General features: G+C 39.8%; 22 protein-coding genes. 12 read left to right on the top strand and 10 right to left on the bottom strand.

The window, feature by feature from the left end:
• Positions 1-14 precede the first annotated feature (14 nt).
• The 3 genes from gpsA to DYE19_RS09330 form a co-directional block, all read right to left on the bottom strand.
• Complete coding sequence (gene gpsA, locus DYE19_RS09340; protein ID WP_049215795.1) at positions 15-1028, bottom strand: NAD(P)H-dependent glycerol-3-phosphate dehydrogenase; 1014 nt, start codon at positions 1026-1028, stop codon at positions 15-17.
• Between the two features lie 106 nt (positions 1029-1134).
• Positions 1135-1647 carry a protein-export chaperone SecB gene (gene secB, locus DYE19_RS09335; RefSeq protein ID WP_049215797.1) on the bottom strand — a complete coding sequence of 171 codons (513 nt, stop codon included), beginning with the start codon at positions 1645-1647 and terminating at the stop codon, positions 1135-1137.
• 27 nt (positions 1648-1674) lie between these two features.
• Entirely contained in the window at positions 1675-2115 is a 441-nt protein-coding gene (locus DYE19_RS09330) for a rhodanese-like domain-containing protein (protein WP_049215798.1), read from the bottom strand.
• Between the two features lie 218 nt (positions 2116-2333).
• Here DYE19_RS09330 and DYE19_RS09325 point away from each other — a divergent pair, with 218 nt between their 5' ends.
• Positions 2334-3647 (top strand): anaerobic C4-dicarboxylate transporter, encoded by a 1314-nt coding sequence (locus DYE19_RS09325; protein WP_049215870.1) that lies wholly within the window; start codon positions 2334-2336, stop codon positions 3645-3647.
• Positions 3648-3749: 102 nt separating this feature from the next.
• Here the strand turns inward: DYE19_RS09325 and DYE19_RS09320 are convergent, their stop codons facing one another.
• Positions 3750-5249 (bottom strand): helicase HerA-like C-terminal domain-containing protein, encoded by a 1500-nt coding sequence (locus tag DYE19_RS09320; protein ID WP_115323353.1) that lies wholly within the window; start codon positions 5247-5249, stop codon positions 3750-3752.
• Between the two features lie 182 nt (positions 5250-5431).
• Between DYE19_RS09320 and glpE the strand changes: the two genes are divergently transcribed.
• Entirely contained in the window at positions 5432-5755 is a 324-nt protein-coding gene (glpE, locus tag DYE19_RS09315) for a thiosulfate sulfurtransferase GlpE (RefSeq protein WP_115323352.1), read from the top strand.
• Here glpE and DYE19_RS09310 read toward each other — a convergent pair.
• Positions 5752-6063, bottom strand: a complete 312-nt coding sequence (locus DYE19_RS09310; protein WP_115323351.1) for a DUF5389 domain-containing protein — start codon at positions 6061-6063, stop codon at positions 5752-5754. The two genes, glpE and DYE19_RS09310, sit on opposite strands and share 4 nt — an antisense overlap.
• Before the next feature lie 111 nt (positions 6064-6174).
• Here DYE19_RS09310 and DYE19_RS09305 point away from each other — a divergent pair, with 111 nt between their 5' ends.
• From DYE19_RS09305 to DYE19_RS09295, 3 genes are all read left to right on the top strand, one after another.
• Positions 6175-6876 carry a YadA-like family protein gene (locus DYE19_RS09305; RefSeq protein ID WP_115323350.1) on the top strand — a complete coding sequence of 234 codons (702 nt, stop codon included), beginning with the start codon at positions 6175-6177 and terminating at the stop codon, positions 6874-6876.
• 177 nt (positions 6877-7053) lie between these two features.
• Positions 7054-7518, top strand: coding sequence for a rhomboid family intramembrane serine protease (locus DYE19_RS09300; RefSeq protein WP_115323349.1), 465 nt, complete (start codon positions 7054-7056; stop codon positions 7516-7518).
• 62 nt (positions 7519-7580) lie between these two features.
• A complete protein-coding gene (locus DYE19_RS09295; RefSeq protein ID WP_049215805.1) occupies positions 7581-8339 on the top strand; it encodes a DeoR/GlpR family transcriptional regulator in 759 nt (252 codons plus the stop codon).
• Between the two features lie 61 nt (positions 8340-8400).
• Here the strand turns inward: DYE19_RS09295 and glpC are convergent, their stop codons facing one another.
• The 3 genes from glpC to glpA are packed head-to-tail and all read right to left on the bottom strand — an operon-like array spanning position 8401 to position 12648.
• Positions 8401-9684 carry an anaerobic glycerol-3-phosphate dehydrogenase subunit GlpC gene (glpC, locus tag DYE19_RS09290; protein WP_115323348.1) on the bottom strand — a complete coding sequence of 428 codons (1284 nt, stop codon included), beginning with the start codon at positions 9682-9684 and terminating at the stop codon, positions 8401-8403.
• Positions 9681-10967 (bottom strand): glycerol-3-phosphate dehydrogenase subunit GlpB, encoded by a 1287-nt coding sequence (glpB, locus tag DYE19_RS09285; protein ID WP_049215874.1) that lies wholly within the window; start codon positions 10965-10967, stop codon positions 9681-9683. The genes glpC and glpB overlap by 4 nt, the downstream gene beginning before the upstream one ends.
• A complete protein-coding gene (glpA, locus tag DYE19_RS09280) occupies positions 10957-12648 on the bottom strand; it encodes an anaerobic glycerol-3-phosphate dehydrogenase subunit A (RefSeq protein ID WP_115323347.1) in 1692 nt (563 codons plus the stop codon). The genes glpB and glpA overlap by 11 nt, the downstream gene beginning before the upstream one ends.
• Before the next feature lie 293 nt (positions 12649-12941).
• On the opposite strand from glpA, the gene glpT reads away from it, so the two are divergent.
• From glpT to DYE19_RS09245, 7 genes are all read left to right on the top strand, one after another.
• Positions 12942-14387 (top strand): glycerol-3-phosphate transporter, encoded by a 1446-nt coding sequence (gene glpT / locus DYE19_RS09275; RefSeq protein WP_049215811.1) that lies wholly within the window; start codon positions 12942-12944, stop codon positions 14385-14387.
• Positions 14388-14475: 88 nt separating this feature from the next.
• A complete protein-coding gene (locus tag DYE19_RS09270; protein ID WP_115323346.1) occupies positions 14476-15402 on the top strand; it encodes a YncE family protein in 927 nt (308 codons plus the stop codon).
• Between the two features lie 27 nt (positions 15403-15429).
• Entirely contained in the window at positions 15430-16506 is a 1077-nt protein-coding gene (gene glpQ / locus DYE19_RS09265; RefSeq protein WP_115323345.1) for a glycerophosphodiester phosphodiesterase, read from the top strand.
• Between the two features lie 436 nt (positions 16507-16942).
• Entirely contained in the window at positions 16943-17629 is a 687-nt protein-coding gene (locus DYE19_RS09260) for a hydrolase (protein WP_115323344.1), read from the top strand.
• 88 nt (positions 17630-17717) lie between these two features.
• Positions 17718-17999 carry a DUF1427 family protein gene (locus DYE19_RS09255; protein WP_115323343.1) on the top strand — a complete coding sequence of 94 codons (282 nt, stop codon included), beginning with the start codon at positions 17718-17720 and terminating at the stop codon, positions 17997-17999.
• The gene (locus DYE19_RS09250) at positions 17980-19875 is read left to right on the top strand and encodes an amidohydrolase (RefSeq protein WP_115323342.1); all 1896 of its coding nucleotides are present in this window, start codon (positions 17980-17982) and stop codon (positions 19873-19875) included. The genes DYE19_RS09255 and DYE19_RS09250 overlap by 20 nt, the downstream gene beginning before the upstream one ends.
• Before the next feature lie 82 nt (positions 19876-19957).
• Entirely contained in the window at positions 19958-21541 is a 1584-nt protein-coding gene (locus DYE19_RS09245; RefSeq protein WP_115323341.1) for an MFS transporter, read from the top strand.
• Positions 21542-21858: 317 nt separating this feature from the next.
• On the opposite strand, the gene yqfB is transcribed toward DYE19_RS09245, so the two are convergent.
• Positions 21859-22173, bottom strand: a complete 315-nt coding sequence (yqfB, locus tag DYE19_RS09240) for a N(4)-acetylcytidine aminohydrolase (RefSeq protein WP_115323340.1) — start codon at positions 22171-22173, stop codon at positions 21859-21861.
• A gap of 10 nt (positions 22174-22183) precedes the next feature.
• Positions 22184-24499, bottom strand: coding sequence for a Tex family protein (locus tag DYE19_RS09235; RefSeq protein ID WP_115323339.1), 2316 nt, complete (start codon positions 24497-24499; stop codon positions 22184-22186).
• Between the last annotated feature and the right edge of the window lie 41 nt (positions 24500-24540).

Below are 24540 nucleotides of genomic sequence, written 5' to 3'. Positions count from 1 at the left end.
TTTTATTTCTTCAATTATTCCACTTTACGCTCACGCCCAAGTAACGTTGCTGCAACCTCTTGTGCATTTTTTCCACAGAACAAGACTTGATAAACTTGTTCAGTAATTGGCATTTCGACACCTTGTCGCTGCGAAAGTAAATAGGCTTCTTTTGCGTTGTAAAAACCTTCTACAACTTGACCAATATTATCCATTGCCGTTTGTGCAGCAAAACCCTGACCAAGCATAATGCCAAAGCGACGGTTACGCGATTGATCATCAGTGCAAGTCAACACTAAATCTCCTAATCCAGACATCCCCATAAATGTATTTGGATTTGCACCTAAAGAAGCACCTAAACGGCTAATCTCAGCAATACCACGAGTAATTAATGCGGTTCTCGCGTTAGCACCAAATCCCATCCCATCTGACATCCCTGCACTAATTGCAATCACATTTTTAATCGCGCCACCTAATTGCACCCCTATCATATCTTGATTGATATAGACTCGAAAATGCTTACTACAATGAATACGTGCTTGAAACTCTAAAGCAAATTGTTCGTTATTAGATGCTAATGCAATTGCAGTTGGCAAACCCGCAGCAAGCTCTTTCGCAAATGTCGGTCCTGATAGTACAGCTAATGGATACTGTGTACCAAGTTTCTCCTCAATGACCTCCTGCAATAAACGCCCTGAATTACGTTCTAATCCTTTAGTAGCCCAAGCAATACGATGATCTGGTCGTAAATGAGGTTTTATGTTATCAATCACCTCACCAAAAACATGGCTTGGGACAACAATTAATAAATCTCGGGAGCGGCTCATTGCACTAGATAAGTCTGCCTCAATATGCAATGCTTCAGGAAAATCGATATGAGGTAAAAAAGCATTATTCTGTCTCTCTTCACTCAAACGCTGCATATGAGCAGGATCGTGACCCCAGAGGTAAGTGGGAAATCCATTTCGAGAAAATGCAATAGCCAATGCGGTACCATACGAACCAGCACCAAGCACAGTAATTGGAGAAGTGGCAACAGTTGTATTCATACTTGTACTCCCGAAAAATTATGAAATTGAGTGAGGAAAATAGACATCATCTTAGCTAAAGTAAGTGATAAAATTTCGCTCTCGAAACGAGAGCGAAAGAGATTGATTAATGAACTTCTTTGTTTTCTTCTTCAGTGTTTTGTTCAGCTTGTTGCTCTTGACGTTGTAAATAATCCATAAACAATGCGTCAAAATTCACTGGAGAAAGATTCAATGCCGGGAATGTTCCACGATTAACTAAACTTGAAATCAATTCACGCGCATATGGGAATAACATGCTTGGACATTGTGAAGTTAAACAATGTGCCATTTGCATATCTTCTAGACCACTGATAGTAAACACACCAGCTTGTTTGACTTCACAAATGAATGCGACATCACCAGTGCCTTCCATTGTCGTTTCAACAGAAATGTTTAAACAAACTTCATATAAATCGTCACCGACTTGTTTTGCTTCGGTACTTAAATCAAAACCTAATTTAGGTGCCCAGTCTTGTTGAAAAATATGTGGTAAATTTGGCGCCTCAAACGATACATCTTTGATATAAATACGTTGAATCTGTAATACAGGTTGAACTTCTTGTTCTTCTTTTTCTACTGCTTTATTTTCTTCAGTCATTGTTAAGTCCTTATGATTTAATGAGTTTTATTTTTTAATTAAAGGTAAATTTGCAGCGCGCCATCCCGAGATCCCCTCTTTTAAAGTATAAACTTGGTTAAAACCCTGTTTAACGAGTAAATCAGCAGATGTGCTTGCACTCATACCTGTTGCACACACTAAAATAACAGGTGTGTCTTTATGTTGATTAATCTTACCCACATTATTCTTTTTAATTTCTGCTGGTAAAATATTGAGACTATTAATAATGTGGCCATGAGCAAATTCGTCTATTGAGCGTAAATCCACTACAACCGCATCTTGATTATTCATTAAACTTACCGCTTCTGCGTTAGTAACCACTTTCACTTTAGAAGTAAAGTCTTTAATAAAAGTATAAATGACTGTAAAAAATACCATTACCCAAGCCAATACCATTAATGTATGATTTTGGGCAAAGTCTTTTGCCATTGGAATAAATTCTTGCATTTTTTTCTCAGTATTAGGTTTTAAAATAGGGTTCTAAGTATAACCGTAGTTTCTTCATCTTTCAAAGAAAGTATTCAAATTTTAATTGATCTATATTATAGATAGCCTACCTATTTATTGCTATATTAACCACAATTTTATACGTAGTATGTATATTATCTATTCGTTTCTTGTCTTAACTTTTATCTAAACTAACAACATACTAAGGATACATTATGATGTTCTTTATTCAATTTGGCATAGTTTTACTATGTATTTTAGTTGGTGCCCGTATTGGTGGTATTGGACTTGGTGTCATGGGGGGATTGGGTCTTGCTATTCTCTCATTTGGTTTTGGCTTAAAACCAGCAGGATTGCCAATCGATGTTATGTTCATGATTATGGCTGTCGTTTCTGCTGCTGCCGCAATGCAAGCATCTGGCGGTTTAGACTATATGATCAAAATCGCAGCACGTATTTTACGTAAAAATCCAAAATATATTACCTTTATGGCCCCAGCCGTCACTTGGACATTTACAGTTTTAGCAGGTACAGGTCACGTAGCTTATTCAGTCCTTCCTGTTATTGCAGAAGTCAGCCGTCATAATGGCATTCGTCCAGAACGCCCATTATCAATGGCTGTAATTGCATCTCAATTTGCTATTGTCGCAAGTCCAATTGCTGCTGCCGTTGTTGCAGTCGTGAATTACTTAGAGCCACAGGGCATCACACTTGGTAATGTATTAAGTATCACTATTCCTGCAACAGTATTAGGACTTTTTGCAGCTTGTCTCTTTGTCAATAAAATGGGTAAAGAATTACATGAAGATCCTATTTATTTAGCGAGACTACAAAGCCCTGAATACGCAAAAGAAAGTCAAGCTCAATCTGCTATTGATCAAATTGAAGTGTCTAAATCAGCCAAAGTTTCTGTTGCCATCTTCTTAACAGCAGCATTACTTGTCGTATTAATGGGGACATTCCCAAGCTTACGTCCAGCGTTTGACGGTAAAGCAATGGGCATGGCACATACAATTGAAATCGTGATGCTATCTGCTGGTGCACTTATTATGTTAGTTTGTAAACCAGATGGTACAGCCGTGACAAAAGGTTCTGTATTCCATGCAGGTATGCGTGCCGTAATCGCTATCTTCGGTATTGCTTGGTTAGGTGATACTTTAATGCAAGCACATATCACTGAAGTCAAAGAAGCCGTGAAATACTTAGTAGAAAGTGCACCTTGGACATTTGCGTTTGCACTCTTTGCCCTCTCTGTATTAGTGAACAGCCAAGGTGCAACAGTAGCAACATTATTCCCACTCGGTATTGCATTAGGCATTCCAGCGCCAATCTTGATTGGTACATTTGTTGCTGTAAACGGTTATTTCTTCATCCCTAACTATGGTCCAATCATTGCCTCAATTGACTTTGATACCACAGGAACAACACGTATCGGTAAATTTATATTTAACCACAGCTTCATGCTACCAGGCTTACTCAGCATGGCATTCAGCTTAGGCTTTGGTTTATTGTTTGCTAATTTATTCCTATAAGTTATCATTCAAAAATAAAAGCGCGTGGTTCAATTGATCCACGCGCTTTTTATGTTCTAATCACAGAAACAAAAGCAGAATATCTGAAAAACTGACCGCACTTTACTTCTTCAATGCGCCCATAATACCACGCATAATTTGTTTCGTGACTTGATTACGAATGTTACGTCCAACAGATTTAGCTACACCACTAACAATTTCCTCAGTCACAGTCAATTTTTCACCACGCTTTTTCGTCCCAAAAAGCATTCGACTTAAGCTGCCCATTAGACCATTTTCTTCTTCAGATTGTGCTTGTTCTGCTTGCTTTTGTGCAACGGCGGCTAAATCCGCTTGATGGCTTAACACTTCAAACGCAGATTCATTATCGATTAGATCACGATAAAATGGATAAATCTCATCATCTTTCACCCAAGCAGTGCGCTCTTCCACTGAAATCGGTTTAAGTTGGCTACGTGGCGGGAAAATATAAGCGATTTCTACTGGTGATGGCATCCCTTTTTCATCTAAGAAAGACACAAGTGCTTGTCCAACGCCTAATGTTGTAATCGTTTCTGTCACATTAATTTTCGGATTAGTACGGAAGGTTTCTGCTGCTGCTTTAACAGCCTTCTGATCGCGTGGTGTAAAAGCACGCAAAGCATGTTGTACACGATTACCCAATTGTCCCAAAACAGTATCAGGTAAATCTAATGGGTTTTGTGTCACAAAATATACCCCAACGCCTTTAGAGCGGATTAAACGTACAACTTGCTCTACTTTATCAACTAAGACCGCAGGTGCACCATCAAAAAGCAAGTGGGCTTCATCAAAGAACATCACAAATTTTGGCTTCTCTAGATCACCCACTTCAGGTAAAGTTTCAAATAACTCTGCCATTAACCATAATAAAAAAGCACTATACATTTTTGGCGAGTTAATCAATTTTTCTGAATTTAATACATTAATAACACCGCGCCCATCACGGGTTTGCAACCAATCATCTAGATTTAATGCAGGCTCTCCAAATAAATTTTCGGCCCCTTCATTTTCCAACGTTAATAAGGCACGCTGAATCGCCCCCACACTCGCTGCAGAAACATTACCATATTCTAATTGAAAGGTTTTGGCATTATCAGCAACATATTTAAGCATCGCGCGCAAATCTTTTAAATCAATCAGCAATAATCCTTTATCATCTGCTACACGGAAAACTAAATTCAATAATCCCTCTTGTGTCGCATTTAAATTCAGCAAACGAGAAAGCAACAATGGTCCCATTTCAGAAATAGTCGTTCTTAATGGAATGCCCGTTTCACCAAATACGTCCCAAAATGAAACAGGATAGCCGTTCAAATACGCCTCGCCGCCTAATTCAAATTGTGTAATGCGCTCTGCAATTTTGCCTTGAAATTGACCTGCTTTTACTAAGCCTGATAGATCACCTTTCACATCAACTAAAAACACAGGCACGCCATCATCACTAAACGCCTCTGCCATTGTGCGTAATGTGACTGTTTTTCCTGTACCAGTTGCGCCTGCGATCAAACCATGACGGTTTGCCATTTTCGCAGTGATACCAAGTTGTTGCCCTTGTTCCGTTTGTGATAAAAGATATTGCATAAAAGTTGCCCTTAAATAAAAAAATAGTGATTGCATAATAAGAAAAAAATGACACGGGGTCAAAAAGTGCGGTCTAAAAATCACGAGCTTCTCACAAATTAATCCCATATAGATACAGTGTTTTTCTTTCGTAATAAAAATGCTATATTGACCAACTTTTAAACATCTTTAAAGAAACACTTATGTCACAATTTTCCGAACTTTCTCCACAACAAGCATGGCAATTAATGCAACAACGTAATGCTGTCTTATTAGATATTCGCAATACGTTGCATTTTGCCGCTGCCCACCCTGAAAATGCCTTTCACTTGACTAACCAAACTTATGGAGAATTTGAGTTGGCGCATGAAGATGATCATCCTGTCATTGTGATTTGTTATCACGGTGTGAGTAGTCGTGGTGCAGCAATGTATTTAATCGAACAAGGTTATACCGAAGTCTATAGTGTGACAGGAGGCTTTGAAGCATGGCAGCGGGCGGGCTTACCTATAAAAACAGTGGGTTAATTAAACCCACTGGCAACATAAAACAAAAGGCCATAAAAAATGACCGCACTTATTATCAATAAATTACGTGCAACTGCATGATTATATTGGTTAATTCGATAAGCAACACGTGCAATAATCGCCAAACCAAAAGGATAAACCCATAAAAAAATTGACATAAATGTCATTTCACTTTCAGTTAAATGAGGGCTTTTGAGTAAATTAGGCGAAATTGTCAACGCCAAAGGCCATAATAATATTGGCAAACAAAATAGCGCAATCGCCCAACTAAACCCACTAAACGATACAGGTGTATTTTTTCTATTCATTTTTCCTCTTTATCATAACTCATTAATAAATAATGTATTTTTCATAAATCTAATGATATAATTCATTGTCTTGAAAAAAGTAATGTTGTTTTTAATAATGGAGTATTATTTATGAAATTTTCAAAGATTGTAATTTGTTTTTCTTGTTTTATCTCACATACAGTTTTAAGTGCACCTCAACCAAGTTCTAGTCAACATAGTCCGAACTTTACAGATGAATATTGTGAAAAATCAAAAGCAACAGATTGCCAACCAAGTTATATGTCTACAGTCTCACAGGTTAAAGAAAACTCTTGGGATTTAGCACTCCTCAGTAAAGACGTAGATAACATTAAATCAGATGTTTACAGTCAACTACAAACGATTGAGAAAATCTTAAACGACTTTTCTTCAAAAATCGCCCATCAAAATAGCAAAAGCACAGAAAATGCTGAGGGTCTATCTGAATTAGCATTATACACTACGGATGAAATTGCGCTGCTATCTTCTAAATTATCTTTGCAAAATACAGCACACTTAAAGCAAACAAAACAGATTGGAAACCAACTTCAAGCCTTACATAAAAATATTTATAGACTAGATAAAAAAATGAATGCTGGCTTTGCAAGCCAAGCTGCGCTTAGTGGTTTATTCCAACCTGATGCGAATAATACTGTTAATTTTACCGCATCAGTAGGTGGATACCATACCCAAGTTGCACTTGCCGTTGGTATGGGCTATCGCTTCAGTAAAAATGTCTCGACACGTGCTGGGATTGCGGTTAATCCTAATAGCCGTTTGACGTATAATACCGCCATTAATTTTGCATGGTAAACGCATAAAAAAACAGCCCAATGAAAACTGGGCTGTTTTCTTATATACTGCAATATAAAAAGAGTTGGCTCCTCTCATCATTATTCTAATTAATCATTTTTATTTTAAATCACCTCCCTCTGTCTTGTTATTTATCTTTTACAATTAATCGGATACGAACAATTTATTCTAGAGTCGATGCACTATCCTGAAGACTCACACCAATCTCACCAAATTTGGCGCTATTTTTCTCATACATTAGTGCATTTATCACCAACACATATCACATTTAATTTAGTCTGGTGGTGGCTATTTGGACACACTATTGAACGTTATTTTGGCATAGCAAAACTTTGCCAAATATTCTTTATTGCAGCACTACTCACTGGCGTTGCACAAAATATTGCTTCTGGTCCTTATTTTTTCGGGTTATCTGGCGTAGTTTACGCTGTATTAGGCTACGTTTTTGTATTTGATAAATTACACTCTAAGCAATATTTCAATTTGCCAACAGGATTTTCGATGATGCTAGTACTTGGTATTATTACAGGATTTATTAGCCCTTTTTTTGGTATTGAAATGGGTAACACTGCGCATATTTCAGGTCTAATTATTGGTATGGTGCTCGCATGGCTCACCCCCAAACACACAGTAAAAAGATGATCTGTGTTATAAAATAGACTAAAATGTCAGTGCACTTAACCATAACAAGTGAAAGACAGAACATGAAACAATCGATCCGCCATCAAAAAATTGTCGATTTAGTCACACAAAAAGGCTATGTCAGTACAGAAGAACTTGTCGCTTTATTAGATGTCAGCCCACCTACTATCCGTCGTGATTTAAATGAGTTAGCTGAAAAAAACGTTATCCGTCGCCACCATGGAGGAGCAGCATCTCCTTCTACCGCAGAAAATAGTGATTACGCTGACCGTAAGCACTTCTTTTTAAAAGGGAAAAATTGTATTGCACAACAAGTCGCAAATTTGATTCCCAATGGTGCTTCTTTATTTATTGATATAGGTACGACTCCAGAGGCTGTTGCGAATGCCCTATTGAATCATCAAAAATTACGTATCGTCACAAATAATATCAATGCCGCCTACATTTTAATGCAAAATGATACTTTTGATATTATTTTAGCTGGTGGTTCATTACGCCAAGATGGGGGGATTATTGGTGAAGCAACAGTTGCTTTTATTTCACAGTTCCGTTTGGATTTTGGGATTTTGGGTATCAGTGGGATTGATTTAGATGGTTCACTACTGGATTACGATTACCACGAAGTCCAAGTAAAACGCGCAATAATTGAAAGCTCGCGTAAAACATTTTTGGTCACAGATCATTCTAAATTTTCACGTCGAGCCATGGTTCGTTTAGGTTCTATCGCAGATGTAGAGCATGTGTTCACAGATGCGAATCCACCTGATCCGATTTTGGAAATTTTAAAAGCTAACCATGTTAAATTGCATATTTGTCAATAAAATCTGTAAAAAAGGGGGCAATTGCCCCCATAAATGTGCGTAAATTGCTTACGCATAGTTCCTATTTATCATTGTTTCCTAATGCCATTGCTAATAAAGTAATTGGGTGTAAACAGGTCAATTGAGTTGACATATCAATCTGCCATTTACAAGTCTCACATTCCGATATCACGTAATCAAATCCACCTTCATTAATATAATTAAATAATGGATTACCAATAGCTTGTGAAACCTCATAGTTTTCAGCTTTAAAACCATAAGTACCTGCAATTCCACAACATTGTGATGGTAACATCACAATTTCAACACCTGGAATTTGTTTCAACACCTCTAATGTATAAGGTGCCCAACCTGCTTTTTCCACATGGCAAGCAGTATGATAAGCCACGCGTAATGGCAGTGTTTTAAATGGAAAGGTTCTCCCTGCTTGTAGTAATTGATACAAATATCGTGTCACAATATGTACATGTGGGCGTACTTTTTGGTTATCCATACCTAAAATGTGATGATATTCATCACGTAAATTCATGGTACAGCTAGAAGAAGTCCCTACAACCTCTAAACCACGTTCATCAACCGTTTTACCCAAATATTTTAAGTTAAACTCCGCTTGTTTTTTCGCTCTCTCAGGAAAGCCGTTTACGGATAATGGTAAGCCACAGCACTTTTCTTTTTCCAGTAATACCACACCAATATCAAGTGCATTAAATACTTGGATAAGCTCTTTACCAAGTTGTGGATTGTTATAATTGACATAACAGCCATGATAATAGGCTACTTTGTCTTGATATAATGCTTGTTCATCTGCTGCGTGTTTTAAATACCAATTACGGAAAGAACCAAAAGAATATTTTGGTAACGTACGATGCTTACTGACACTTAATGTTTTTTCAAGCAAGAAACGAGTTGCTTTTAATCCCGTAATAGTATTCACAATAGGTGCAAATGGCGTATTCATTTTGCCCATAATGTCGGTATTACTGAGAACCGCATCACGCAATTTATGCATGAGAGGCTTATTTTGACGTTCAACATTATTATTTCGAGCACGAACAATTAAATCACCAATTTTTACATCTGAAGGACAGGCAACTTCGCAACGCTTGCAATTAGTACAGTATTTTAAGGCTTCATCATACAACTCCGCACTTTTTAGGCGTAAACGTTCGCCATCTGGTCCCGCTTGTTTTGGACCTGGATAAAATGGATTTTGGCGAGAAACAGGACAAACAGCTGTACAAGCAGTACATTTAATACAACTTTCAAAACTTTCATCAATATGTTGATGTACCACTGGTGCTGCAGCACCTTGTTTCGCACTTTCAATTAGCTGTTGAATATTCATATAGCCCCCCCAATCTGCTCTGCAACGACAAATGCCGTAATCACAGCAACCCCAGATCCACAGCCCAATTCAATCCCATTAAAGCCGCCAAGCACATTACCGATTGCATATAAATTCTCAAAAGACTGACCGCTCTTTTGTACTTGGCATTGAGCATTAATTATCACTCCAGCAGCCTGATAAGGCTGTGATTCTGCAAAACGATGATGCGTCCATGTCATCCGATTAGACGAGTCAAATTGTGTATATCCAATAATGTCAGCATTGAAAATAGGTTCATAAATCTTGTCAAAGTCAGCGACTAGCCCTTTACTAAAAAAACTACCACTGGCAAGAACAAAATGTTTTGCTGTAATTGGTACTTCTTGATGTAAATGAGTATAGACTTGTTTTACTTGGTTATTTTCTACATTTGCCTTAATGACTTTGTCACCATTCATCATAAATCCACCCAATTGTTTAAAATATTGAGTAAGTTGTTTATGTTGACGCATGCCTAACAAAGATGGCGGTAATGTTGGCAGTTCAAACAGCTCTAGCTGTGTTGCTTCTTTAAGTGCTATAAAAAACGCTTGTGTTTCTAAACCGAAACAAGCAGGTAAAAAGACTGCTTTTGCTCCTTGCGCCGCTTCTTTGATCTCGCGTACTAAATCACTAAATGCTAATTTATGTTCTAAGAGCTGAGCAATATTTACACTACGAAATTCACGAGAGTTATTACGCAAATGATCTAGTTCAGGGATACTCAAAAAGCCCGTAGTTACTTCACAATGGGCAAATTGTGGATTTTGAACTAAATTATCGGCTAATAATTGTGGTTGGAAGTCGTGGTAGCCTTCAATACCGAGTATTGCAATTTTACGATGAGAGAAAATCTCCCCCTCAGCCACAGTAGGCACACTGTTAGGCGATAACCAAGTCTGGCGTAAGCTGCCTAATGGCGTGACACGTAAATGGTTTTTTTCGCTTGAGCCTACTAAACCAAGATTTAATTGCTGCGCTAATTGTTCAAACTTAAGCGCATTTGCCATGACCTTTTCTTTACCTATCACACAATAAGGATGTTGCGGTAATTGCTGATAAAGTGCGGTATAGTTTTGCTCAAAATGCTGAATTTGGCGACCGCTTGGTAACTGTCCAAGTAAATCCATCGAACCCGATGAAAAATCAATCGCTGCCTGGCCATTATTAATAATGACACATTGTTTACCTTGTTGCTGGAGAGCAATACCACATGTTAACCCCGCAAGCCCTCCTCCAATAATTGCTACATCAAAATTCATTGTCATCCGTCCCTTGCTGCGCTTGTTGTGCAAGCGGTTGTACATCATTAAGACCAAGCAGGCTGTAATAAACCCAAGAAGTAAATTCAGCCTCACGCGTAGCCTCTCCCCAACAAATCGGCTCAATACCACGCCAACGCTCCTCCATAAAAGAAGCAAGCTGTGTTGTGGATTGACGAGGGGTAGCAACCCCAAAACGAGACATTAAACCTGCAGCTCGACAAGCACAAAGCTCAGCCTGGCAAGTACCCATACCCACCCGAGTACGACGACGTAAATCGACTAAATTATTCACACTTAATTCATCAACCGCATAACGTACTTCACCAGCTGTCACTGCCTCACATTCACATACTAAAGTGCGATCAAGACGTTCTGTTTGTAATAAACGTGTGGCACGAGATCCATGACGATAAACAGCAGAATAACGAATGGTACTAGGTAAAGAAATAACACGTTTATTGGTTTCCAATCGACTCTCACTAGAGCCTGGTAAAACTTGTTTTGCGGTAGTACATTCCGCCGTTTTATTTAATTTTTTACAGACTAAATCGGTTGCCCATTCAGCCATCAAACGATAAGTCATTAACTTACCGCCAGTAATAGTGATAAATCCTTCCAATCCATCACGTTCAGCATGATCAAGTAAGACAATCCCTCTACTCACATTACGTCCTGACGGATCATCATCTGTTGCAACTAGTGGACGAACACCAGCATAAGCACGTAATACTCGAGTATGGCGCAATGATGGGGCAAGTTTTTCACCTTCTCGGAAAAGAATGTCGACTTCTTCGGGCGTGACAATCATATTGTCAATTTGATCATAAGGAATGCGGCTTGAGGTGGTGCCAATCACGCAAATAGTGTCACCTGGTACTAAAATATCGGCATCTGCGGGTTTACGACAACGGTTAATCACCATTTTATTAATACGATGTCCCATTACAAGCAATGCGCCTTTAGCAGGGAACATACGAATTTTCAGATCCGCATATTCAGCGATTCCTTGTCCCCAAATTCCTCCTGCATTTACAACAATTGGGGCAAAAAATTGACGTTGTACTTTATATTTATGATCGTAAACGCTCACGCCAATAACTCGCCCCCCTTCTCGAATTAAATTTGTGACTTCACAATAAGTAAAAACACGCGCACCATTTTCAGTTGCATCTAACATGTTCGAAGCCGTTAATCGGAAAGGATCGATTGAGCCATCAGGTACAACGACAGCACCAACTAATTCAGGATTAACAGAAGGTTCTAACCGTTTTGCTAAATCTGGTTCTATTGCAACTGCTTCAATTCCAGAAGCAGTACAACTCTCAATAAATTTTTTCTGATAATCCAGATCATCTTCAGGTAAGGTAATAAATAGACCTTCTGTCTCATCAACACAATGACGAGCGATATTGCGCAGAATTTTATTTTCTTCAATACATTCTTTTGCGGACTCTTGGTCATTCACAGCATACCTTGCGCCACTATGTAATAATCCATGATTACGACCTGTTGCTCCTGTCGCAATATCTCTCCGTTCTAATAAAATACAATCAATACCGCGCAACGCACAATCGCGAGCAATCCCTGCGCCAGTGGCACCGCCACCAATGATAATCACATCTGTACTAATAGGACTTGTATCTGCGGTATTTTTATACATTTGAGGTGATATTTTCATCTTTCCTCTCCCACATAAACAAAAAAACGCTCAAATAAACGATACTTCTGCTGTCATTTTAGGCTAAACACGCACAAACAAACAATCATTTGATCGAAAAAGAAAACTCAATTGTGATAAACATCACAATTTATTTTCTAAACTGTGCAATCCCACAATATTTTTTGTGAAATCACTCACAAATTAGCACAATTTCGCTTTTCAGTTTTTTCTTTTCCCTTATTATCTGTGTAAGATTCTTGTTAAGAGAATGTTTTCGTTTTTTTGTTTCGTTTAACCTATTGGAGAATTGTATGTTTGGTCCATTTAAACCCGCTCCGCATATTCCGGAGCTGCCAGCAGACAAAATAGATGCCAGATACCGTTTCTTGCGTTGGCAAGTTTTTGCAGGCATCTTTTTTGGTTACGCTGCTTATTATTTTGTACGTGCAAACTTTGACTTAGCACAAAAAGGATTGATTGAAGCTGGTATGTATAACAAAGCTGAACTTGGTATTATCGGTACTGGTGCAGGTTTAGCATACGGCTTATCTAAATTCTTTATGGCATCTATTTCTGACCGCTCAAATCCAAAAGTCTTTCTACCATTTGGTCTTTTACTTTCTGGTTTATGTATGACAATGATGGGCTTAATGCCTTGGGCAACATCAGGTATTGCTGTGATGTTCGTGCTTATTTTCTTAAATGGTTGGTTCCAAGGAATGGGTTGGCCTCCATGTGGTCGTACAATGGTACATTGGTGGTCTAAATCAGAACGTGGTTCTATCGTTTCAATTTGGAATACTGCGCACAACTTAGGGGGAATGGTACCTGGTGCAATGGTGTTACTCGCGAGTGCAATTTACTTCAGTACTCATGGGGTTGAAGCCACCGCTAAGGACGTATGGCAACAAGCACTTTACTATCCAGGTATTGCTGCCATGATCGCCGCAATTCCTATCTATTTCGTGATGAAAGATACACCACAATCTTGTGGTTTACCACCAATTGAAAAATGGCGTAATGACTATCCAGATGACTATAATGAAAAAACATATGAACACGATTTAACAACAAAAGAAATCTTCGTGACTTATGTATTGAAAAATAAACTATTATGGTACATCGCAATCGCTAACGTGTTCGTCTATTTAATCCGCTATGGCGTATTAAAATGGTCTCCAGTGTATCTTGGTGAAGTCAAACACTTCAACATCAAAGGAACCGCTTGGGCATACACTATCTATGAATTAGCCGCTATTCCAGGCACACTACTTTGTGGTTGGGTATCTGACCATGTATTTAAAGGTAAACGTGGTTTGACTGGCTTCATTTTCATGATTTTAACTACCATTGCTGTAGTTGCACTCTGGATGAACCCTGCTACACCAGAATCTGAATTAGCACTCTATGAAGGCCATGCATGGTATGAAAACCCATATCAATTAACTGACTTTATCTTAATGACAACTATCGGTTTCTTAATTTATGGTCCAGTAATGCTAATCGGTTTACATGCACTTGAACTTGCACCTAAAAAAGCGGCAGGTACTGCAGCAGGCTTTACAGGCTTATTCGGTTACTTAGGTGGTACTGTATCTGCTTCAGCTGTAGTGGGTTGGGCAGCAGAGTTCTATGGATGGGACGGTGGTTTCTATGTCATGATCGCTGGTGGTGTATTAGCTATTTTATTAATGTTTATCACGATGATCGAAGAAAGCAAACATAAAGCAAGACTTGATGATCATTACGGTAAATAAGTAAGGTAAGAAAAAAGGAAGATATGTGAAACACATTCTTCCTTTTTTTATATAACTTACGCCAACACAAATTAAAAGGAGAATCCTTATGCAGCTCACTAAATTCACCTTTTCTTTCTCTCTCATTGCCACTTTATCATTAGGCTTAGCACAAACTGCGATGGCAGCGGACACTTGTCAGTTACCCTATAAAACAGCGTTACCTGAATATGAATACAAATTAAATAAAGTCATGGAGGTTAACGGTCGACAAGGTATCACAACCGATGGTAAATACCTTTATGTGTCTGGTAGTACTACACTCGCCAAATACGATATGAATGGTAAGTTACTTTATGAAAATAAAACCCCTTTCATCGGTTATCAAAAAGAAGCTAATCACATCGGAGACATCGATATTTACAACAATGAATTGTACGTTTCATCAGAATGGTTTGCCGATGGTGTAGGCACTAATATCCAAATTGCAATTCATGATGCAGATACACTCGCGTTAAAACGTGCTTTTGACTTTAATCCCGACTCAGGTCAAGTAGAAGTGTCAGGGATTACAGTGGATACTGTGAATAAAAGTATTTGGATGGCGTCTTGGGTCGGTGAAGAGAGTGGTCGATATTTATACGAATATGATCTCGAAACAGGTAAATATAAACGTAAAGTACATTTACAACCTGTTCCACAATGGATTCAAGGGGTATTTGCGTATGAAGGGAAATTATACCTCACAGCTGATGACGGCACAGCAGACGAAAAAGAACATGATCATTTATATCGCGTCGAGATTTCAGATAAACATAATGAGGGACGTGTTGTCTTAGAACGCACCTTAGATGATGTAAAAGATTATGGTGAAATTGAAGGATTAGTGGTTAATCCAATGACTAAACAAATGATTATCCATTCCAACCGTGGCAAACAAATTGTTTTAGGTATGCCAAAAGGTTTCTATCCTGGTTATGATCGTGAAATTAACGAGCTTTATTTCTACGATATGCAACCAAGATGTGAAAAATAATAACTTGATTAACAAGAGGACCTATCTATGAAATTAAAAGCAATCGCTACCGCAATTGCGGTTTCAACATTAGCAGCTTGTTCAAGCCAAACTATGATGAGTAGTAGTGACAAATTAATTATTGCTCACCGTGGTGCAAGTGGCTATTTACCTGAGCATACTCTTGAATCTAAAGCATTAGCATTTGGTCAACAAGCCGATTATTTAGAACAAGATTTAGCGATGACCAAAGATAATCGCTTAATTGTCATTCACGATCATTTCTTAGATGGCTTAACTGATGTGGCAAAAAAATTCCCAAATCGAGCAAGAAAAGATGGTCGTTATTATGTAGTTGACTTCACTTTAAAAGAAATTCAAAGTCTAGAAATGACCGAGAATTTCAAAATGGAAAACGGAAAACAAGTTCAAGTGTATCCAAATCGTTTCCCTTTGTGGAAATCGCACTTCAAAATTCATACTTTTGAAGATGAAATTGAATTTATCCAAGGTTTAGAAAAATCTACGGGTAAAAAAATTGGTATCTATCCAGAAATCAAAGCTCCATGGTTACACCATCAAGAAGGCAAAGACATAGCTACTGCCACATTAAAAGTGTTAAAACAATATGGTTATGATACTAAAGACGATATGGTTTACCTACAAACCTTCGATTTCAACGAGCTAAAACGCATTAAAACCGAATTACTGCCAAAAATGGGTATGGATATTAAACTTGTTCAGTTAGTCGCCTATACTGATTGGCATGAAACCGAAGAGAAAAATGCACAAGGTAAATGGATTAACTACAACTACGATTGGATGTTCAAACCAGGTGCTATGGCTGAAGTCGCTAAATATGCAGATGGTGTAGGACCAGGCTGGTACATGTTGATCGATGATCAAAAATCGAAAGTAGGTAACATTGTTTACACACCATTAGTGAAAGAATTAGCTAACTACAAAATGGAGCTTCACCCATACACAGTACGTAAAGATGCCCTACCTGCCTTCTTCACTGATGTGAACCAAATGTATGATGCGTTATTAAATAAAGCAGGTGCTACAGGGGTGTTCACAGACTTCCCTGATACAGGTGTCGAGTTTTTGAAAAAACACAAATAATCGTCATTCAAGTATTAAAATAGTATTACAAAAGGAGATGAAAAAGCGGTCAATTTTGACAATGTTTTGTATTATGTCGTCGTTGTACAAAGACCAAAACCTCGTCTTAACCACAGTAAAACTTTAATGCCCCTAACTTCAAAAAACAAAGTTAAGGGCATTTCTTTTCGTTGATTTTAACTTATGTCTCTTTAAAACGACTATCTTTTCCCATCTTCCATTATTTTCCTTATTCTTGCAAACAATAGTATCAGGACATAATCAGTAAAAAGAAAGACAATTTAATGCAGTCAAACCCATATTATTTCAAAATAATAAATAAACAATCAATAAACAATACATTTATTCATCATTTGAAAATAATTATACTTAGCGCTCAACAGGTCGGCCGATTTGTTACTGCGAAAGTATTTTTATTTTTTAATGGAGAATGACCATGTCAAATCGTAAATTTCTTGAGGTTTTAACCCCAGAAAACAGCCAACTTATTTTTATTGATCACCAACCACAAATGGCGTTTGGTGTTCAATCAATCGATCGCCAAACCTTAAAAAATAACGTGGTTGCATTAGCAAAATCAGCAAAAGTATTTAATATTCCAACAACAATTACCACCGTTGAAACTGATGGTTTCTCTGGTCACACGTACCCAGAATTATTAGCGGTATTCCCTGATCACAAAATCCTTGAGCGTACTTCAATGAACTCTTGGGACGATCAAAACGTGCGCGATGCGTTAGCAAAAAATGGTCGTAAAAAAGTGATCGTTGCAGGTTTATGGACAGAAGTGTGTAACTTAAGTTTCGCTTTATGTGCAGCCTTAGAAGGCAACTATGAAATCTATATGGTTGCAGATGCATCAGGCGGTACTTCAGTAGAAGCACACAAATATGCGATGGACCGCATGACTCAAGCAGGCATTATTCCTGTCACTTGGCAGCAAGTATTGCTTGAATGGCAGCGTGACTGGGCGAAGAAAGATACCTATGATGCAGTGCTTGATATCGTGAAAGAGCATTCAGGTGCTTACGGTATGGGCGTTGATTATGCTTACACCATGGTTCACAAAGCACCTGAGCGTGTTGAACATGGTAAGCGTATCGGTCCAAACCCTGCGAAATAATATCGCTTAAAATTTAACGCTTAATAAAGTGCGGTGTGATTTTGCAAAAATTTGTCAAAATCACACCGCTTGTTTTATAGGTGATCGAATGAAACTTTATCTTCTCACATTTGGTGTAGGTGTCTTAGTTGGCGTCATCTATTATGCTTTAGATGTTCGCTCTCCTGCACCACCTATTGTGGCATTAGTCGGGCTGCTCGGAATTTTACTCGGCGAGCAAATTATCCCCGTCGCAAAACAGCTGTTTAAAGGCAATGATTTTGTGAATGCCTGCCACGCCACTCAAACAACGGAGCATGTTCTGGGTCAATTACCAGGTAAACATTCATTACACATAAAAGGGGAAAAGAATGACAGCACAAATTCCTGATCTCATTTTCTATAACGGAAAAATCACCACGCTTAATCGTGCACAACCTGTTGCTCAAGCGGTTGCGATCAAAAACGGCAAATTTTTAGCAGTAGGTAGCGATGCGGAAGTGATGCCACTTGCCACTGAAAAAACACGTTGTATCGACTTGAAAGGCAAGGGTGTTCTGCCAGGCTTATTTGATAACCATACCCACATTATTCGTGGCGGTTTGAATTACAACTTAGAATTACGTTGGGACGGCGTACGTAGCCTTGCTGATGCAATGGCAATGCTCAAAGCTCAAGTGGATATTACGCCTGCACCGCAATGGGTGCGTGTGGTCGGTGGTTTTACGGAACATCAATTCGTAGAAAAACGCCTGCCAACTATTCAAGAAATCAACGCTATTGCACCAGATACGCCAGTCTTTATTTTGCACCTTTATGATCGTGCACTATTAAATGGTGCCGCATTAAGAGCGGTGGGTTATACCAAAGATACGCCAAATCCTGTGGGCGGTGAAATTCTGCGTGATAGTAAGGGCAATCCAACGGGCTTGTTATTAGCTAAACCGAATGCGATGATTTTATATTCAACCCTTGCCAAAGGACCAAAATTACCATTTGAGTATCAGCTCAATTCCACTCGCCATTTTATGCGTGAACTGAACCGCTTGGGCGTAACGGGCGTGATTGATGCGGGCGGTGGTTTCCAAAACTATCCTGATGATTATGAAGTGATTCAAAAATTATCAGACGAAAATCAACTCACCGTGCGTATTGCCTATAACTTATTTACGCAAAAACCAAAAGAAGAGAAAGAAGACTTCTTACGTTGGACATCTTCGGTGAAATATAAGCAAGGTACAGACTATTTCCGTCACAATGGTGCGGGGGAAATGTTGGTCTTCTCAGCGGCAGACTTTGAAGACTTCCGCCAACCGCGTCCAGATATGCCACCTGAAATGGAAGGCGATTTGGAAGAAGTAGTGCGTATTCTTGCCGAAAACAAATGGCCTTGGCGTTTACACGCCACTTACGATGAAACGATTTCTCGTGCCTTAGATGTGTTTGAGAAAGTAAATAAGGATATTCCATTACAAGGCATTAACTGGTTCTTTGACCATGCAGAAACCATTTCACAAAAATCCATTGACCGTATTGCTGAATTAGGCGGTGGCGTTGCTGTACAACATCGTATGGCATATCAAGGGGAATATTTTGTCGAGCGTTATGGCGCGGTTGCCGCAGAAGCAACACCACCAGTCAAACGCATTTTGGAAAGCGGAGTGAAAACATCCGCAGGGACAGATGCAACCCGTGTTGCTTCTTATAACCCTTGGGTATCGCTCTCTTGGCTTACTACAGGTAAAACCGTTGGTGACACTCGTTTATATCCACAACGCAACTTACTTGATCGTGAAACGGCTCTGCGTATGTGGACGGAAAATGTGGCTTGGTTCTCTAATGAAGAAGGCAAACGTGGACGTATTGAAGTAGGGCAATTTGCGGATTTCATCGTGCCAAGTAAAGATTACTTTACTGTTCCAGAAGATGAGATTTCTTTCTTAACCTCACATTTAACCGTTGTGGGTGGGCGTATTGTGTTTGGTGATGGCGACTTTGCTTCCTTAGATGAAAATCCACTTCCGCCAGCGATGCCAGATTGGTCACCAACTCGCAAATTTAAAGGCTTTGCCGCTTGGGGCGATCCTGAAGGTGCAGGCAAAAACTCACTTTCACCAATTCGCCAACAAGCCATTGCTAGCTGTGGTTGTGCAAGCTCTTGCGGATTACATGGACATGATCACGCAAAAGCTTGGGGATCATCTATTCCAAGTTCAGACCTAAAAAGTTTCTTCGGTGCATTAGGCTGTTCTTGTTGGATGGTATAAGTTAAGTGCGGTCGGTTTTGGGCAATTTTAAATACAACGTGCAAATTCTCCCCCAATTCCGACCGCTTGTTTTGGAGATAAAATGAGCGTATCAGAACAAAGCGGTTTTGCACCGCTAAAACAAAAGCTCTTCTTAGTGTTATGGATTGCCACCGTCTTGGGTAACGTGGGGAGCTTTATTCGAGATGTAGCAAGTGGCTGGTTAATTACCGATCTTTCTGCATCACCTGCTGCAGTTTCCCTTATTCAAGCAGCAACCACCTTGCCAATTTTCCTACTCGCCATTCCTGCGGGCGTGATGGCGGATATTTTAGATAGACGAAAATTCCTTATCGGCATTCAATTTATCCTCGCATTTAGTAGCGCAAGCTTGATGTTCCTTTCTGCCACAGGTTTGCAATCCGTCACTACCTTAGTGTTATTCACCTTTATCGGTGGCGTTGGTGCCGCCTTAATGGCACCGACTTGGCAAGCCATTGTGCCTGAATTGGTTTCTCGTGCTGATTTAAAAAATGCCGTTGCACTCAATTCATTAGGTATCAACATCTCTCGTGCTATCGGGCCAGCCATTGGCGGTGTCGTCTTAGCCCAACTTGGTGCTTCGTTTGCTTATGGCATTGATGTGATCAGTTATGCTTTCGTGATTGCCGCTTTGATCTGGTGGAAACGGGCGAAAAAAGAAACGGACGAACTGGCAGAGAATTTCACTGGGGCATTTCGTGCGGGGTTACGTTACGCACGTTCAAGCAAAGCCTTACATATCATCTTATTTAGAGCGATTTTCTTTTTCCTATTCGCCAGTGCAGTATGGGCGTTGTTGCCTTTAGTGGCTCGCCAATTATTAGAAGGCACCGCAGGTTTTTACGGTATTTTATTAGCGGCAGTGGGCGTGGGAGCTATTATCGGGGCAGTTTTATTACCGCGTTTAAGAAGACGACTAAATTCCGACCAACTTTTACTCGGTGCCGCTATTCTTAGTGCTATTGTGATGGGCTTTTTAGCTCTCTCACCGCCCAAATGGACAGCCATTCCGGCACTTTGCCTACTTGGTTTCGCTTGGATAACGGCACTCACCACGTTAAACAGCGTTGCTCAAGCTATCTTACCGAACTGGGTACGTGGTCGTTCCTTAGCAATTTACTTAACGGTGTTCAACGGGGCGATGACCTTGGGTAGTTTAAGCTGGGGAGCGGTGGCACAATACATCGGCTTACCAAGCACCTTAGTGGTAGCGGGTGTTGCCTTAGTTATAGCTAATGCGTTGGCATACCGCAAAAAATTGCCACAGGGCGAAGACGATCTCAACCCGTCGAACCATTGGGAGCAACCGCATACCCATTCCGATGTGGCACTTGACCGCTCACCAGTAATGATTCAGGTGGAATACCAAATCAACCCAGAAAACCAATCAGCTTTCTTAAGTAAGTTACACCAACTTGCCGAACAACGCCGTAAAGATGGCGCTTATGCATGGGGCGTATTGGAAGATGTGGAAAAACCAAATCATTTTATCGAATGGTTCTTTGTGGAAAGTTGGGCTGAGCATTTACGCCAGCACCACCGAGTTTCTCAAGCAGATGCTGATTTACAAGCAGAAGTCAATGCTTTCCACCAAGGCGATAAACCGAAAGTGAAGCATTTTGTCGGTGCGCAGAAAATACATTAATCACGACTATTAAATAGAGCAAAGGATTTGAGTCACTTGCTCTATTTTTATTCCATAATACACTCCTCATACTGTATTTATAAGACGGCATCCACATATTTTACGTGTCACTTTGCCAACAAATCGCTCATTTTTACTCTCTTTGATTTTTCGTTGAACTGGCAAACAATACTGAGGTTTTATACTGATAAAAAATCCTTGTCAGTCGTTAAACTTACAAGGATTGTAGATTTTTTAGTGCGATAGGTCTTTTTGCAACTGCTACATAATGCTGAGAAATGTTAAACATTCTGACCGCACTTTATTCATATCTAATATTACTTCACTAACTCAAATTCAATCACCCAAAATTGCTCATCTTGCGGATAAATGCCTTTAATCACCTGACGCAACTCTGGCAAGGTCATATTTTCTTGCTGGGCGTGTTGTTCTGACAAATCATCAAAATGAATTGGTGTCACTGATAGCACTTTGATTTTGGCAAAAAATCGATCGGTCTCATTGGTGTAAACAGCCAAAATTTGATTTGGCTGAAAATACGATTCTGATTTATCACGAATGGTAATCGTTTTACGACTGGCTAGAATATCTTGTTCAAAGCGAGTAAAGAAGGTGATTTTGTTCATATCCATATTATTTTCCTTACTTCTTCCAATTCTTCAACGCATCAGCAAAGGCATTGCCCATTGCGTTATTGCCAGCTGAGCGATCACGACCTTTTGTGGAAGGGTTGCTACGTGATTTTGCCGATAAAGTGCGGTCTGTTTTGTCGGAGTTTTTCACTGCACTTTCCTCTAAACGCATAGTTAGGGCAATACGTTTACGAGGTACATCCACTTCAAGCACTTTCACTTTCACAATGTCGCCCGTTTTCACCACTTGGTGCGGATCTTCCACGAACTTATCGGAAAGTGACGAGATATGCACTAAACCGTCTTGATGCACACCGATATCCACAAAAGCACCAAAGTTAGTCACGTTAGTCACAGTACCCTCTAAAATCATACCCGCTTTCAAGTCGCTGATTTCTTCCACGCCGTCCATAAAGGTCGCAGTTTTAAATTCACCACGCGGGTCACGACCCGGTTTTTCAAGCTCTTTGAAAATATCCTGTACGGTTGGCAAACCGAATTGGTCATCAATAAATTTCTTCGCATCAAGCTGACGAACAGCACTCGCATTACCCATTAAATCTTGGATTGATTGCTCGGTCGCTTGCAAAATCTTCTCGACCACAGGATAAGCCTCTGGGTGAACGCCCGACGCATCAAGTGGATTTTTACCTTCTGCGATACGCATAAACCCTGCACATTGCTCGAACGCTTTCGGCCCTAAACGAGGCACTTTTTTCAGTTGATCACGGCTGTCAAAACGCCCGTTTTCATCACGGTATGCCACGATATTTTGTGCAAGAGTTTTGGTCATCCCTGCCACACGTGCCAATAATGGGGCAGATGCCGTGTTTAAATCGACTCCTACTGCATTCACGCAGTCTTCCACTACCGCATCGAGTTTGCGGGCTAATTGGCTTTGGTTCACATCGTGTTGATATTGTCCTACACCAATCGCTTTCGGTTCGATTTTGACTAACTCGGCTAATGGGTCTTGTAAACGACGAGCAATCGACACCGCACCACGCAAGGAAACATCTAATTCTGGGAATTCTGCTGCTGCTAATTCAGAAGCCGAATACACCGATGCACCCGCTTCACTCACCACCACAGTTTGCGCTTGCCAGTCAGTGAATTGTTTCATAATGTCTTTGGCAAAGCGTTCTGTTTCACGCGATGCTGTACCGTTACCAATCGCAATCAGCTCTACATTATGTTTTTTACCAAGCTGATAAATCGCCAGTGCCGCGCGTTCTACTTGTCCCGTATGTGGATAAACCGTATCCGTTGCCAGTAATTTACCTGTATTATCCACAACAGCAACTTTTACCCCTGTACGTAACCCTGGGTCTAAGCCCATGGTATTTTTCGCGCCTGCTGGGGCTGCCATTAAAAGTGCGGTTAAATTTCTGGCGAAAACATCGATCGCTTCTTCTTCCGCTTTTTCACGTAAGCTGCCCATTAATTCTGTTTCTAAGTGCAATGCAACTTTGATTTTCCACGTCCAAGCAATCACTTGTTCACGCCATTTATCTGCGGGCTGTCCTGTAAAACGTACACCTAAATGTTGGCGGATAATTTCTTCACAGTAACTTTGACGTGCACCTTCTTCTTGTTCAGGATCCGCATTTAAACTTAACTGTAAGAAACCTTCATTGCGTCCACGGAACATCGCCAGTGCACGGTGTGAAGGGACATTTTTAAAGAGTTCTTGATGATCAAAATAGTCTTGGAATTTAGCACCTTCTGCTTCTTTGCCTTCTAAAACTTTTGAAACTAATACCGCACTTTGTTGTAAATAGCGGCGAACTTGCGCTAAAAGTGTCGCATCTTCGGCAAAACGCTCCATTAAAATGTATCTTGCTCCGTCTAATGCTGCTTTGCTATCTGATACACCTTTTTCACTATCGACGAAAGAAAGTGCGGTGGTTTCAGGATCATTTTCTGGGCTGTTCCAAAGTAAATCCGCCAATGGCTCAAGGCCTGCTTCAATCGCAATTTGCCCTTTAGTGCGGCGTTTTGGTTTGTAAGGGAGATATAAATCTTCTAATTCGGTTTTACTTTGGACCTGCTGAATTTGGGTGCGTAGCTCGTCTGTTAATTTGCCTTGTTCTTCAATGGATTTCAAAATAGTTTGACGGCGATCTTCAAGCTCACGCAAATAAATTAAACGGGTTTCAAAGTGGCGTAGTTGGGTGTCATCTAAGCCACCAGTGACTTCTTTACGATAGCGCGCAATAAAAGGAATGGTATTACCATCATCTAAAAGTTGAATTGCTGCAAGAATTTGTTGTGGCTGTACGGTTAGCTCTGTGGCAATAATTTGACTAATTTGTTGATTTAACATAGAACGACTTCTTTAAAAATAACATGATAAAAATTGGCAAT

This window comes from Pasteurella canis (genome assembly GCF_900454865.1).
Lineage (GTDB): Bacteria > Pseudomonadota > Gammaproteobacteria > Enterobacterales > Pasteurellaceae > Pasteurella > Pasteurella canis.
The sequence above is the reverse complement of the archived record's forward strand: the minus strand, read 5'-3'. Positions and strand labels throughout refer to the sequence as shown.